Source organism: Streptococcus sanguinis SK355 (assembly GCF_000212855.1).
GTDB lineage: Bacteria > Bacillota > Bacilli > Lactobacillales > Streptococcaceae > Streptococcus > Streptococcus sanguinis_A.
The window spans coordinates 2177547-2191326 of the sequence record NZ_GL890993.1 but is presented as its reverse complement, the minus strand read 5'-3'; the positions used below and the strand labels follow the sequence as shown (position 1 = coordinate 2191326).

Sequence of the window (13780 nt, the reverse complement as noted above, 5' to 3'; positions counted from 1 at the left end):
TGGTTGGGCAGCAAGCTTATTTGCTGAAGTCATAGTCCTTGATAATCTCGATTTTTTCAATCTTGATATCTTTTTTAGGCTTGTCATTATCGTCTGTTTCTGCGGCAGCGATTTTGTCCACCACATCCATACCTTCCAACACTTGGCCAAATACGGTATAAGCACCGCCATCTAAAGTAGGATTTCCACCGTTTTTATAGGCTTCGATGATTTTAGCGGGGAAGGAATCCGTAGACATTTGGCTAGTCAAATCTTTCTTGCTTTGATTGATGAAGAACTGACTGCCATTGGTACCAGGGCCTGCATTAGCCATGGATAGGGCACCACGAATATTATAGAGATATGGAGAATACTCATTTTTAAAGCCGTTTCCAGAGTCTTTAGACTTGTCTTTGCCCTTCCAGATAGACTCGCCTCCAGTGCCGTTGCCTTTAGGATCTCCGGTCTGAATCATAAATTCATTGATAACGCGGTGGAATAAAACGCCGTCATAGTAGCCTTCCTTAGCATGGGTCAGGAAGTTTTCAACGGCTAGTGGGGCTTGTTTTGGAAAGAGCTTGATGCGGATATCGCCTTCAGTCGTTATCAACTTGACTTCCGCTTCATCTTCAGCAACTTCTGTAGATAGCTGCGGAAAATTGGCATTTTCGTTGGTCATGGCATCCTTGAATTGCTCACGGAGTTTGCTGGTTTCCTCTGGGTCAGAGCTAGAGCTCACTAGCGAAGAACTGCTGGATGAGTTGGAGGAGCTAGTAGTCTCCTCTTTCTTACCTTTACCAGAGCAGCCAGCCAAGACAAGTCCTGATAAGAGGCTGATAAGAAGAATTTTTTTCATATAAAACCTTTCTCGCATTAGATTGTAAACTACTGATATTTTACTACAATTAAGCTAGTTTTTCAAACCCTCCTGTGTCAGACAATCCAGAAGCAGATTTTTAAGTCCTGATGGCCGTAAGTTTAGGCCGCAAATTGCTTCTATGTCTAACCATTCAGGTTGATAGATATTCTGGGTATGACTGCGAAGGGATTCCTCGCCCTGAATCATTGGCGTTGATGTATGGCTGATAGTGGCATGGAAATAGATTTCTAGGCGGTGGCCATTTCTGAAAGTAAAGGCTGGCTGCAGCTGCTTTTCAGACAAGCTCCAACCCAGCTCTTCCTGAATTTCTCTCTGAGCTGCTTGGACTGCAGTCTCACCTGACTCGGCTCCGCCTCCCGGTATCACAAAATACTCTTCTCCATTTTTCCAGCGGTGGATGAGCAGTATCTGCTTGGTTTGGGGATTGTAAAGAATGACTCCAGCTCGCATTATCTTCCTCCTGAAATGTTTTTACTGTTAATTAGAATTTCCTCTATTCTAACACAAGAACAAGAGTTTTGCTGGGACTTGTTAAAAGAAAGGTAGGGCGATTACGTTTATCTTGATAAGATGAAGTTTTAAATACAGAAGAAGTTTAGTAGTAGTAGGCAGACTTGTGCATGATGAAAGAATATGGTAAAATGAATAGATTAAAAATAATAAGGGGTGTTTTCCATGGAGAAAAGACTGACAAGAGATGTCAAGAACAAAAAAATCGCTGGTGTATGTGCTGGTATCGCAAACTACTTTGATTTAGATCCAACCTTGGTTCGTGTTATTTGGATTCTTTTGGTCTGTGTGGCAGGTACAGGTGTCTTGGCTTACTTGATTGCCTGGGCGGTTATGCCAGAGGCATAATAAGAAATTACGTGATAGTGAAATGAGAACTGGCTAGTCCAGTTCTTTTTGCGTGGATAAATAAGTTTTTTGCTTATGATTTAGATAAAAGATTTCTCATCTAAGGCTCAAATATGGTATAATAAGGGTTATGGCAACTAAGAAAAACACGAAAAAAGGCCGGACAACTCGTCGGCCGACAAAAGCAGAATTAGAAAGACAAAAAGCAATAAAGAGAATGATTGCCACCTTTGTATTGGCTCTTATTCTTTTGTTTGCAGCAATTAAGCTAGGCGCCTTTGGGGTCACCATTTATAATATGATTCGCCTCTTGGTAGGAAGCTTAGCCTATCTGGCTATTCTGGCCAGCTTTGGCTATCTCTTTTTTTTCAAGTGGCTGCACAAGCACGAAGGGACAGTTTCAGGATTTATCAGCCTCTTTTTGGGATTGGAGTTAATTTTCCAAGCTTATTTTGTCAGTGTGTTGAAGCTAGAAGGGGCAGCTGTCTTATCCACAACTCTAGGCAGGGTCTTGACTGATCTGACAGCCTTTAAGGTTAGCTCCTTCGCGGGAGGCGGCCTGCTGGGCTCTCTCTTATACGCACCTATCTCTTTCCTTTTTTCAAATATCGGTTCTTATTTCTTCGGCCTGCTCCTCATTCTTTTGGGCGGTCTGCTTATGAGCCCTTGGTCTATCTATGACATTTCAGAAAAGGCTATGGCTGCTTTTCAAAATTGGAGAGAGAAGCAGGAAGAAAAGCGACAGCTTCGTTTCCTGGAGCAGGAAGAGAAAGCTGCACAGGCAGCGATGCAAGCCATTGAAGTAGAGCAAGAAGAAGCTGAAGTCGATCCTGAAACAGGAGAGATTTTAGATGACGAGGACTTGTCAGATACAGCTGTGGACTTTGATGAGGCAGACTATGAGGAACTGGGAGAGTATGATCCTCATGAACCTCTGGACTTTGGTCGCGAAGAAGAGGCGGAGGAAGCAGACGTAGACGCAGATGTTGAGGTGGATTTTACGGCCAAGGAAAGTTTGGACTACAAGCTGCCGACCATCAATCTCTTTGCGCCTGATAAGCCTAAAAACCAGTCCAAGGAAAAACGCATTGTCCGAGACAATATTAAGATTTTGGAAGAGACCTTTGCTAGTTTTGGGATAAAGGCTGCTGTTGAGCGGGCTGAAATCGGACCTTCCGTCACTAAGTACGAGGTCAAGCCAGCTGTCGGTGTTCGGGTTAATCGGATTTCCAATCTGGCTGATGACTTGGCTCTTGCCCTAGCTGCTAAGGATGTGCGGATTGAGGCGCCGATTCCTGGGAAATCCCTGGTCGGGATTGAAGTGCCCAACTCTGAAGTTGCGACCGTGACTTTCCGAGAACTCTGGGATCAGTCCAAGACGGATGCTAGTAAGCTCCTAGAAATCCCACTCGGTAAGGCTGTCAACGGCTCTGTCCGCTCCTTTGACTTGGCTAAGATGCCCCATCTCTTGGTAGCGGGCTCTACTGGCTCTGGTAAATCTGTGGCTGTCAACGGCATTATCGCCAGCATTCTCATGAAAGCCAGACCGGATGAAGTCAAGTTTATGATGGTGGATCCTAAGATGGTGGAGCTGTCCGTTTATAATGACATTCCCCACTTGCTTATCCCAGTCGTAACCAATCCTCGCAAGGCCAGCCGTGCCCTGCAGAAGGTTGTAGACGAGATGGAAAACCGCTATGAACTCTTCTCTAAGGTCGGTGCCCGTAACATTGCCGGCTACAATGCTAAAGTAGCTGAGTACAATGCTCAGTCAGAATACAAGCAGGTTCCCCTGCCTTTAATCGTCGTCATCGTGGACGAGCTGGCTGACCTTATGATGGTGGCCAGCAAGGAAGTGGAAGACGCCATTATCCGTCTGGGACAAAAAGCGCGTGCAGCTGGGATTCACATGATTCTGGCTACCCAGCGGCCATCTGTAGATGTTATCTCGGGTCTAATCAAGGCCAATGTGCCCTCTCGGATTGCCTTTGCTGTGTCCAGCGGGACAGACAGTCGGACCATTCTGGATGAAAATGGAGCGGAAAAACTTTTGGGACGTGGGGATATGCTCTTTAAGCCTATTGATGAAAACCACCCGGTTCGTCTGCAGGGCTCCTTTATCTCAGATGAAGATGTGGAGCGAATCGTAGCCTTTGTCAAGAACCAAGCTGAAGCTGATTATGACGATAGCTTTGATCCGGGTGAAGTATCTGAAAGCGAGATGGAGTCTGGCAGTGGAGATGATGGAGGAGATCCCCTATTTGAAGAAGCCAAGGCCTTGGTTATCGAGACCCAGAAGGCCAGTGCTTCTATGATTCAGCGGCGACTCTCGGTCGGCTTTAACCGGGCTACTCGTCTCATGGAAGAGTTAGAAGCAGCTGGGGTTATCGGTCCTGCCGAAGGAACCAAGCCGAGAAAGGTTTTGCAGACGAATTGATTCTAATTTCACTTGTCTGCTAGTAAGATAATTATTCAATAAAAACAAATCTGCCAGCAGTCAGCCGGCAGATTTTCTCTACTTACACATTGCCAAGGAAAGGAAAATAAGGTATGAAACTAGACACCATTCACCATATAGCTATCATCGGTCATGATTATGCCAAAACTAGGGAGTTTTATGTGGAAAAGCTAGGCTTTGAGCAGCTGGATGAGCACCACCGGCCGGACAAGCATGATATTCTCTTTAATGTCCGCAAGGGAAATCTGACTCTGGAAATTTTTATCAAGGAAGAAGCTCCCAAGAGGCCAGCCTTGCCGCATCCAGAGCATACAGGTCTGCGGCATCTTGCCTTCCGAGTGACAAATGTCGAAAAAATGTTGGAGGAATTTGATCGTTTAGAGATTCCCCATACTGAGCTGCGCTATGACGACTTCGACGGCCGTAAGATGGCTTTCTTCTTTGATCCGGATGGCCTGCCTCTGGAGATTCACGAATAAGACTAGGAGCATAGAAAAGTCCTTTTTTCTCGGTAAAAGAACGACTTGTAGGTCCCGCATACGAAAAACCCATCGGCTATCTGATAACCGATGGATTTTGTTTTACATTGTTACAAAAAGAGTCCAATGACCATGGCTAGGTACATGAAGAAGGTCAAAAGAAATCCAGCCCGCCAGAAGAACTTAAAGAACTTAGGATAGTAGAAGCTTCGTTTTTTCTTGAGAAAATAGATGGTGATGGCGATAGCGAGAACTGAGAGAGCTAGGGTAAGCTGGGGTAGTAAGCTATGATAGTAGGCCTTGTCTGAAATGATATAAAATTCCACAACAAAAAGCGGAAAAGCCAAGTCCGCAAAGTTTAAACCGTATTTTCTTAATTGAAAAACTCGCACTGTAATAGTGGTTAAAATCAAAGTTAAAAAGATAAATAAAATCGAAGCAATCTTTAATAGTGTCATAAGATTATTTTACCACAAAAAATTCAAAAAAGAAGATAAAATTCCTTGCATTTAAGAAAGTTTAGTGTATAATAGAAAGGTATGCGAAAAGCATACTTGTGGGAGGTAAAAATCTTTATTTACCGCCAAAACCACAAAGGAGGATTTAAAAATGGCTAAAAAAGTCGAAAAACTTGTAAAATTGCAAATCCCTGCTGGTAAAGCTACTCCAGCTCCACCAGTTGGTCCTGCGCTTGGTCAAGCCGGTATCAACATCATGGGATTCACTAAGGAGTTCAACGCTCGTACAGCTGACCAAGCTGGTATGATTATTCCAGTTGTTATCTCAGTATACGAAGACAAATCATTCACTTTCGTGACTAAGACTCCGCCAGCTGCTGTTCTTTTGAAGAAAGCTGCAGGTGTTGAAAAAGGTTCAGGTGAGCCAAACAAAACGAAAGTTGCAACAGTTACTCGTGCGCAAGTACAAGAAATTGCTGAAACTAAGATGCCAGATTTGAACGCTGCAAACATCGAGTCTGCAATGCGTATGATTGAAGGTACTGCTCGTTCTATGGGATTCACTGTTGTTGACTAATCAATAACGCTCGTCCCATTTGCCCGCACTACACTTGATCAGATTGACGAGTGACGTGGGAGATGAAAATCGATTGAACCACTTACAAGGAGAAAGATAAAATGGCTAAAAAAAGCAAACAACTTCGTGCTGCTCTTGAAAAAATCGACAGCACAAAAGCATACAGCGTAGAAGAAGCTGTAGCACTTGCAAAAGAAACTAACTTTGCAAAATTCGACGCAACTGTAGAAGTTGCTTACAACTTGAACATTGACGTTAAAAAAGCTGACCAACAAATCCGTGGCGCAATGGTATTGCCAAACGGAACTGGTAAAACTTCACGCGTTCTTGTTTTCGCACGTGGTGCGAAAGCAGAAGAGGCGAAAGCTGCTGGTGCAGACTTCGTTGGTGAAGATGACCTCGTTGCAAAAATCAACGACGGTTGGTTGGACTTTGACGTAGTAATCGCTACACCTGACATGATGGCACTTGTAGGTCGCCTTGGACGTGTCCTTGGACCTCGTAACTTGATGCCAAACCCTAAGACTGGTACTGTAACAATGGACGTTGCAAAAGCAGTTGAAGAGTCTAAAGGTGGTAAGATTACTTACCGTGCAGACCGTGCAGGTAACGTACAAGCTATCATTGGTAAAGTTTCATTTGAAGCTGACAAGTTGGTTGAAAACTTCAAAGCTTTTAATGACACAATCCAAAAAGCGAAACCAGCTACTGCTAAAGGTACTTACGTAACTAACCTGACTATCACTACTACACAAGGTGTTGGTATCAAGGTTGACGTAAACTCACTTTAAGAATTAATTGAACTGCCTTCGGGTGGTTCTTTTTTTGAAATAAAACTCATGATAGCGATTACAAACTCATAGAAACATGTTATAATAATATCGAATCAATTTATTTTATAATAAAAGGAGATGGTGTCATGAAAAAAGATCAGAACCAGCTAACCTGGCTGATGGTATCTCTGATTGCTTTTAATATGGTCTGGGGTCTGGGCAATGTGGTTAATAACTACTCCCAGCAAGGAATCTCGGTAATTGTTTCTTGGATTCTTATCCTAGCGATTTACTTTATTCCCTATGCCCTCATCGTGGGGCAGCTTGGATCGACTTTCAAGGAGAGTGGAGGCGGTGTTAGTGACTGGGTGGAGAAGACCTCTACCAAGCGGCTTGCTTATTTTGCGGCCTGGACTTACTGGGTGGTGCATATTCCTTATCTGGCTCAAAAGCCACAGGGAGTTTTGATTCCGCTGGGCTGGGCTATTCAGGGAAATGGAGACTTTTTGAGCAGTCTTGATATTCACTGGATCGTTATTCTTAGCTTGCTGATTTTCGGTGCTTTTCTCTATTTGTCCACCAAAGGCCTGTCCACGCTCAAGGTGATTGGGGGGCTGGCAGGCAGTGCCATGCTGATTATGTCTTTCCTCTTCGTCCTCTTAGCAGTCGGGGCGCCTTTTATCAAGCCGGATATGCAGTTTGCAACGGCCAATATGGATAAGCTCAGCACTTATATTCCAAACTTTGATTTTTCTTATTTCACGACTATCTCCCTCTTAGTCTTTGCGGTCGGCGGGGCTGAGAAAATCTCGCCTTACGTTAATCAAACACGCAATCCAGCCAAGGAATTTCCAAAGGGAATGATTGTCATGGCTGTCATGGTTGGTGCCTCTGCTATCCTAGGCTCTCTAGCTATGGGCATGCTTTTTGATGGCAGCAATATTCCTGAGGATCTGATGCGAAACGGCGCTTACCAAGCCTTCCAAAAGCTAGGCAACTACTGGGGCGTGGGCAATGTACTAGTAGTTATTTATGCCCTGACCAATATGGTTGGACAGATTGCTGCACTGGCTTTCTCTATTGACGCGCCTCTGCAAATCATGCTCAATAATGCTGATGAAGAGTTTGTCCCAAGCTGGCTGCGCAAGCGGACATCAAAAGGAATCCTCATTAACGGTTACATCTTGACAGGGATTTTAGTTAGCTTCTTGATTATTCTGCCTATCTTTGGAATCAAAGAAATTGACGGTCTGGTCAAATGGATGACCAATCTCAACTCCATTGTTATGCCAATGCGGTATCTCTGGGTATTCCTGGCCTACATGATGTTGAACAAGGCTTGGAAGAAGTACAAGGATGCCGAGTACAAGTTTACCAAAAATCCCAAAGTTGGCTTTGCTATCGGAGCTTGGTGCTTCCTCTTTACAGCCTTTGCCTGCATTTTAGGGATGGTTCCGAAAGTAGACTTTGCCAAAGATCCAGCTGGCTGGCAATTCTCTCTCTTGACCAATATTTTGACCCCAATCGTCTTAATCAGTCTGGGTGTTATCCTGCCAATCTTGGCTAAGCGGGAAAAGAAACAGTCGCTCAAGCAGTGAGTGGACCTAGCAAAAGATGATTGAAATATTCATTCCCAGTCCTATCTGATGATGGGGCTGGTTTTTTTGTGAAATGAGCTAGTCTGCTCTGCTATTTTGCAAAAAGGAAAAAAGAAAAATTTCGGTGATTTAACTATATAAAAATCACAAAATGTGGTAAAATAGTACAGATAAAATAAGGAGTAAAAAAATGGTAGAACCTAAGTATAAGCGTATTTTGATTAAGTTGTCAGGTGAAGCTCTTGCTGGTGAAAAAGGCGTTGGTATTGATATTCAAACCGTTCAGAAGATGGCGGAAGAAATCAAAGAAGTTCACGATTTGGGAGTTCAGATTGCTCTGGTTATCGGAGGTGGAAACCTTTGGCGGGGTGAGCCGGCAGCAGAAGCGGGCATGGACCGCGTGCAGGCCGACTATACTGGTATGTTGGGCACTGTCATGAATGCGCTGGTCATGGCGGATTCGTTGCAGCAGGTAGGTGTAGATACGCGCGTGCAGACAGCGATTGCTATGCAGCAGGTGGCTGAGCCTTACATCCGAGGTCGAGCCCTTCGTCATTTGGAAAAAGGCCGTATCGTAATTTTCGGTGCAGGTATTGGATCTCCTTATTTTTCAACCGATACAACCGCTGCCTTGCGATCAGCAGAGATTGAAGCAGATGCGATTCTCATGGCCAAAAATGGCGTGGACGGTGTCTATAATGCCGATCCTAAGAAGGACAAGACCGCTGTTAAGTTTGATGAACTGACCCACCGAGATGTCATCAGTAAGGGACTGCGGATTATGGACTCAACGGCTTCAACCCTGTCTATGGACAATGACATTGACTTGGTTGTCTTTAATATGAATGAGCCGGGCAATATCAAACGCGTTGTTATCGGTGAGCAAATCGGAACAACAGTATCAAATAATTTATAAGAATGGAGATTAGAAATTCATGGCAAATGCAATTGTAGAAAAAGCAAAAGAAAGAATGACCCACTCGCACCAAAGTTTGGCTCGTGAATTTGGTAGCATCCGTGCAGGCCGCGCCAATGCCAGCCTTTTGGACCGCATCCATGTGGAGTACTATGGAGTAGAAACTCCGCTCAACCAAATCGCTTCAATTACGATTCCAGAAGCGCGTGTTCTTTTGGTGACACCTTTTGACAAGTCTTCTATCAAGGACATTGAGCGTGCGCTTAATGCTTCTGATCTTGGCATTACGCCAGCCAGCGATGGATCTGTGATTCGTCTGGTCATTCCAGCCCTGACAGAGGAAACTCGCCGTGATTTGGCTAAAGAAGTGAAAAAGGTTGGTGAAAATGCTAAAGTTGCCATCCGTAACATCCGCCGCGATGCTATGGACGAAGCTAAGAAGCAGGAAAAAGCCAAAGAAATCACCGAGGATGAATTGAAGACCTTGGAAAAGGATATTCAAAAAGTAACGGACGATGCTGTCAAACATATCGATGAAATGACAGCAAATAAAGAAAAAGAACTTTTAGAAGTCTAACATTTTTATCAGAATCAAAACTCAGTTGGCTTTGGCTGACTGAGTTGTTTTAACATCAAAAATCCTTGCCCGGTTTGAAGAAGCAAGGTAGAAAATAGGTCTATATGAATACAAATCTTGCCAGCTTCATCGTGGGTATCATCACGGATGAAAATGATCGCTTTTACTTTGTTCAAAAGGACGGTCAGGTTTACGCTCTATCTAAGGAAGAGGGGGTGCATGAGCTGGGGCAGTCTGTCAAAGGCTTTGCCTACAGCGATATGAAGCAGAAGCTTCGCCTGACAACTCTTGAAGTCACGGCTACTCAAGAGCAGTTTGGCTGGGGAACCGTAACGGAAGTCCGCAAGGATCTGGGAGTCTTTGTCGATACCGGTCTGCCGGATAAGCAAATCGTGGTATCGCTAGACATCTTGCCAGAGATCAAGGAACTCTGGCCTAAGAAGGGCGACCGCCTTTATATCCGTCTAGATGTGGACAAGAAAGACCGCATCTGGGGTCAGTTGGCCTATCAGGAGGATTTCCAACGCTTGGCTCGTCCTGCCTACAATAATATGCAGAACCAAAACTGGCCAGCCATCGTTTATCGGCTCAAGCTTTCTGGCACTTTTGTCTACCTGCCGGAGAATAACATGCTGGGCTTCATCCACCCAAGTGAGCGCTATGCAGAGCCTCGTCTGGGACAGGTCTTGGACGCACGGGTGATTGGCTTCCGTGAAGTAGACCGGACCCTTAACCTCTCTCTCAAGCCTCGCTCCTTTGAAATGTTGGAAAATGATGCCCAGATGATTCTGACCTATCTGGAGAGCAATGGCGGCTTTATGACCTTGAACGATAAGTCTTCACCAGACGACATCAAGGCCACTTTTGGTATTTCCAAAGGTCAGTTTAAAAAAGCTCTGGGTGGGCTGATGAAAGCTGGTAAAATCAAGCAGGACCCGACTGGAACGGAGTTGGTGTGAGGATGACGTGGTGTTGCCCAACAGTTTATGCTTGAAATAAAGCGATTTTTAAAAAATGGAAGGAACCGATGAGAAAATCTTTTTACAGCTGGCTGATGACAGAGCGCAATCCTAAGAGCAAGGAGCCAAAGGCTATTTTGGCGGACTTGGCTTTTCAGGATACGGCCTTTCCCAAGCATACGGATGATTTTGATGAGGTTAGTCGTTTTCTGGAGGAGCACGCAAATTTTTCCTTTAACTTGGGCGAGTTCGATGCTATTTGGGAAGAGTATCAAGCCCATTAAGTGGATAGTGGCTAGGGATAGTCATTTTCTGCTTGCTTTGATATAATAAAGCTAATTCATTCAATAAATTAAAATAGAGAGGTTCTTTGTTTGCAGGAACATTCAGTAGAAATTAAACTGAGCCATCCAGATGACTCATTCCACCTTTTTGGATCTAATGAACGACATCTGCGTCTGATGGAGCAGGAATTGAAAGTCACCATCCATGCTCGGACCGAGATTGTGCAGATTTTAGGTACGGAGGCTTCCTGTGAGGAGGCTCGCCAGGTCATTCAAGCTCTCTTGGTCTTGGTCAATCGTGGCATGACCATTGGCACGCCCGATGTAGTGACAGCCATTACCATGGTCAAAAATGATGAAATTGATAAGTTTGTAGCTCTTTACGAAGAAGAAATCATCAAAGACAGCTATGGCAAGCCGATTCGCGTCAAGACACTTGGTCAAAAAATCTATGTGGACAGTGTTAAAAATCATGATATTGTCTTTGGTATCGGGCCAGCTGGAACAGGGAAGACCTTTCTGGCGGTGACCATGGCGGTGACTGCTCTTAAGCGTGGGCAGGTCAAGCGAATCATCCTGACAAGGCCGGCTGTGGAAGCTGGTGAGAGTCTGGGCTTTCTGCCTGGTGACCTTAAGGAAAAGGTGGATCCATATCTGCGTCCGGTCTATGATGCCTTGTATCAGATTTTGGGCAAGGACCAGACGACGCGCCTTATGGAGCGAGAAATCATTGAGATTGCTCCCCTAGCCTATATGCGGGGGCGGACGCTGGATGATGCCTTTGTAATTCTGGACGAGGCACAGAATACTACCATCATGCAGATGAAGATGTTTCTGACGCGGCTGGGCTTCCAGTCCAAGATGATTGTCAATGGAGACATCAGTCAGGTCGATCTGCCTCGCAATGTCAAATCTGGGCTCATTGACGCTCAAGAGAAATTGAAGAACATCTCCCAGATCGACTTTGTGCATTTCTCAGCTAAGGATGTAGTCCGTCATCCGGTGGTGGCAGAGATTATCCGGGCTTATGAACCAGCTCCTGTTAAAGAGACTGCAACTGAGCCAGAAGAAATAAAATAGCATACAAAAAGAGCAGAGGGAAATCTGCTCTTTTCGTATGATTAATTTCAAGTCTCGGTTGCTTGCTAATAACCTAGTAAATCAACTAAACGAGTTCATCGATAGATGTGTAGTCCTTGTTGAGACCTTCTGCAACTGGTTGACTGGTGATGTGACCTTGGTAGGTTGTGACACCTTGGCGCAGGCCTTGGTCATCTGCAATGGCTTGTTTGAAGCCTTTCCCTGCCAAAGCCTCCACATAAGGAAGGGTGACATTGGTCAGGGCGATAGTAGAAGTGCGGGCTACGGCACCAGGGATATTAGCAACTGCATAGTGGAGGACACCGTGTTTTTCATAGACAGGCTCGGTGTGGGTCGTCACGCGGTCGGCTGTTTCAATGACACCGCCTTGGTCAACGGCTACGTCTACAATGACAGAGCCTGGACGCATTTGCTTAACCATATCGTCTGTTACCAGTTTTGGAGCCTTCGCACCTGGAATGAGGACAGCGCCAATCACGACATCTGCCTCTCGAACGCTAGCTTCGATATTGAAAGGATTAGACATGAGGGTCTGGATTTGATGACCGAAAACATCTTCTAGGACAGACAGACGCTTAGCGCTGATATCCAGAATAGTCACTTGAGCACCCAATCCTAGAGCGATACGAGCGGCATGAGTTCCTACGACACCGCCACCGATGATGGTAACTTTCCCTTTCGGAACACCCGGTACACCACCGAGAAGTACGCCAGATCCACCTTCACGCTTAGTCAGGAAGTGGGCTCCGATTTGGACCGCCATCCGTCCAGCTACCTCACTCATAGGTACCAAGAGTGGCAGTTGTCCATCTTGATCGCGAACAGTTTCGTAGGCCAGACCTGTTGTTTTAGCACTAGTCATAGCATCTGCTAGCTCAGGAGCGGCAGCCATATGCAGGTAGGTAAAGAGCAAGAGGTCATCACGGAGGAAGCCATATTCAGCTGCCAGAGGTTCTTTGACCTTGACCACCAGCTCAGCTGCCCAAGCTTCTGCAGCAGTAGGGACGATTTTTGCACCTTGCTTTTCATAGTCAGCATCGGCAAAGCCAGATCCCAGACCTGCGTTTGTCTCAATCAGAACTTCATGGCCTTTGCCAACGAGACTATGAACACCAGCTGGTGTCAGAGCGACACGATTTTCATTGTTTTTGATTTCTTTTGGAATACCGATTAACATAAAAAATATGCTCCTTTTTTAAGATGTTTTTATTGTATATGAAAACGCTTTAAAAATCAAGAAAAAATCGGAGCGGTTTGCTTTCATCAGTGAATTATGCTATTCTGTTAAGAAAATCTAGGAGGTCCTGATGGAAAATATCTATGTCAAACTGGCTCATCATTCCAGACTGGAAATTGAACGGCTGATTCTGCGTCCAGTGACCTTGGACGATGCCCCGGCGATGTTTGAGTATGCTTCGGATGAGGAAAATACTCGCTATACCTTTGAGACAAATAAAAGTCTGGAAGAAACACACAATAATATCGCTCTCTTTTATCTGGCCAATCCTCTGGGGCGCTGGGGGATAGAAGCGAAAGAAAATGGCAAATTCATTGGGACTATTGATCTGCATAAGATCAGGCTGGACTTGAAAACGGCGGCTATCGGCTATGTAATCAATAAAAAATACTGGAATCAGGGCTACACGACAGAGGCCAATCGCGCAGTAATCCAGCTGGCTTTTGAGCAAATCGGAATGAACAAACTTGTGGCGCTGTACGATGTGGACAATCCAGCATCTGGCAGGGTTATGGTCAAGTCTGGTATGAAATATTCCCACGAAGAGCCTTACGCATCACTAGACAAGCATGAGAAAGGTCGCATTGTGACGCGGGTCCATTACTATCTGACTAGGGAAGATTATTTTGCAAAAAAATGAGAAAGG

The 13780-nt window shown here is 45.1% G+C and carries 16 protein-coding genes; 12 read left to right on the top strand and 4 right to left on the bottom strand.

The features are described 5' to 3' along the window. Nucleotides 1–16: 16 nt before the first annotated feature. Both HMPREF9389_RS00895 and HMPREF9389_RS00900 read right to left on the bottom strand, forming a co-directional pair. Nucleotides 17–835: a peptidylprolyl isomerase gene (locus HMPREF9389_RS00895; protein ID WP_002931164.1), complete on the bottom strand. Its 819-nt coding sequence runs from the start codon at nucleotides 833–835 to the stop codon at nucleotides 17–19. Between the two features lie 54 nt (nucleotides 836–889). Continuing rightward, nucleotides 890–1309 (bottom strand): NUDIX hydrolase, encoded by a 420-nt coding sequence (locus tag HMPREF9389_RS00900; RefSeq protein WP_002931162.1) that lies wholly within the window; start codon nucleotides 1307–1309, stop codon nucleotides 890–892. A gap of 225 nt (nucleotides 1310–1534) precedes the next feature. Here HMPREF9389_RS00900 and HMPREF9389_RS00905 point away from each other — a divergent pair, with 225 nt between their 5' ends. The 3 genes from HMPREF9389_RS00905 to HMPREF9389_RS00915 all read left to right on the top strand — a co-directional run bounded on the left by HMPREF9389_RS00905 (nucleotide 1535) and on the right by HMPREF9389_RS00915 (nucleotide 4654). Then, nucleotides 1535–1717 carry a PspC domain-containing protein gene (locus HMPREF9389_RS00905; protein ID WP_002894843.1) on the top strand — a complete coding sequence of 61 codons (183 nt, stop codon included), beginning with the start codon at nucleotides 1535–1537 and terminating at the stop codon, nucleotides 1715–1717. Nucleotides 1718–1847: 130 nt separating this feature from the next. Next, nucleotides 1848–4154 carry a DNA translocase FtsK gene (locus HMPREF9389_RS00910; RefSeq protein WP_002931160.1) on the top strand — a complete coding sequence of 769 codons (2307 nt, stop codon included), beginning with the start codon at nucleotides 1848–1850 and terminating at the stop codon, nucleotides 4152–4154. 113 nt (nucleotides 4155–4267) lie between these two features. Then, complete coding sequence (locus HMPREF9389_RS00915) at nucleotides 4268–4654, top strand: VOC family protein (protein ID WP_002931159.1); 387 nt, start codon at nucleotides 4268–4270, stop codon at nucleotides 4652–4654. A gap of 110 nt (nucleotides 4655–4764) precedes the next feature. Here the strand turns inward: HMPREF9389_RS00915 and HMPREF9389_RS00920 are convergent, their stop codons facing one another. Beyond that, nucleotides 4765–5112: a DUF3397 domain-containing protein gene (locus HMPREF9389_RS00920; RefSeq protein ID WP_002897148.1), complete on the bottom strand. Its 348-nt coding sequence runs from the start codon at nucleotides 5110–5112 to the stop codon at nucleotides 4765–4767. A gap of 151 nt (nucleotides 5113–5263) precedes the next feature. Between HMPREF9389_RS00920 and rplK the strand changes: the two genes are divergently transcribed. The 8 genes from rplK to HMPREF9389_RS00960 all read left to right on the top strand — a co-directional run bounded on the left by rplK (nucleotide 5264) and on the right by HMPREF9389_RS00960 (nucleotide 11876). Further along, the gene (rplK, locus tag HMPREF9389_RS00925; protein ID WP_002894851.1) at nucleotides 5264–5689 is read left to right on the top strand and encodes a 50S ribosomal protein L11; all 426 of its coding nucleotides are present in this window, start codon (nucleotides 5264–5266) and stop codon (nucleotides 5687–5689) included. Between the two features lie 101 nt (nucleotides 5690–5790). Next, the gene (gene rplA / locus HMPREF9389_RS00930; protein WP_002894855.1) at nucleotides 5791–6480 is read left to right on the top strand and encodes a 50S ribosomal protein L1; all 690 of its coding nucleotides are present in this window, start codon (nucleotides 5791–5793) and stop codon (nucleotides 6478–6480) included. A 128-nt stretch (nucleotides 6481–6608) separates the two neighbouring features. Next, nucleotides 6609–8060 (top strand): APC family permease, encoded by a 1452-nt coding sequence (locus HMPREF9389_RS00935; protein WP_002931158.1) that lies wholly within the window; start codon nucleotides 6609–6611, stop codon nucleotides 8058–8060. A gap of 190 nt (nucleotides 8061–8250) precedes the next feature. Continuing rightward, nucleotides 8251–8976, top strand: a complete 726-nt coding sequence (gene pyrH / locus HMPREF9389_RS00940) for a UMP kinase (protein ID WP_002894857.1) — start codon at nucleotides 8251–8253, stop codon at nucleotides 8974–8976. 19 nt (nucleotides 8977–8995) lie between these two features. Next, nucleotides 8996–9553 carry a ribosome recycling factor gene (frr, locus tag HMPREF9389_RS00945; protein WP_002894858.1) on the top strand — a complete coding sequence of 186 codons (558 nt, stop codon included), beginning with the start codon at nucleotides 8996–8998 and terminating at the stop codon, nucleotides 9551–9553. Between the two features lie 104 nt (nucleotides 9554–9657). Beyond that, nucleotides 9658–10512 (top strand): RNA-binding virulence regulatory protein CvfB, encoded by an 855-nt coding sequence (gene cvfB / locus HMPREF9389_RS00950; protein WP_002931157.1) that lies wholly within the window; start codon nucleotides 9658–9660, stop codon nucleotides 10510–10512. Between the two features lie 68 nt (nucleotides 10513–10580). Beyond that, the gene (locus tag HMPREF9389_RS00955) at nucleotides 10581–10796 is read left to right on the top strand and encodes a YozE family protein (protein WP_002894860.1); all 216 of its coding nucleotides are present in this window, start codon (nucleotides 10581–10583) and stop codon (nucleotides 10794–10796) included. A gap of 90 nt (nucleotides 10797–10886) precedes the next feature. Beyond that, entirely contained in the window at nucleotides 10887–11876 is a 990-nt protein-coding gene (locus tag HMPREF9389_RS00960) for a PhoH family protein (protein WP_032906629.1), read from the top strand. 85 nt (nucleotides 11877–11961) lie between these two features. On the opposite strand, the gene ald is transcribed toward HMPREF9389_RS00960, so the two are convergent. Further along, complete coding sequence (gene ald / locus HMPREF9389_RS00965) at nucleotides 11962–13074, bottom strand: alanine dehydrogenase (protein ID WP_002931148.1); 1113 nt, start codon at nucleotides 13072–13074, stop codon at nucleotides 11962–11964. Nucleotides 13075–13204: 130 nt separating this feature from the next. Here ald and HMPREF9389_RS00970 point away from each other — a divergent pair, with 130 nt between their 5' ends. Beyond that, nucleotides 13205–13774, top strand: a complete 570-nt coding sequence (locus HMPREF9389_RS00970) for a GNAT family N-acetyltransferase (RefSeq protein WP_002931146.1) — start codon at nucleotides 13205–13207, stop codon at nucleotides 13772–13774. The last annotated feature ends 6 nt before the right edge of the window (nucleotides 13775–13780 follow it).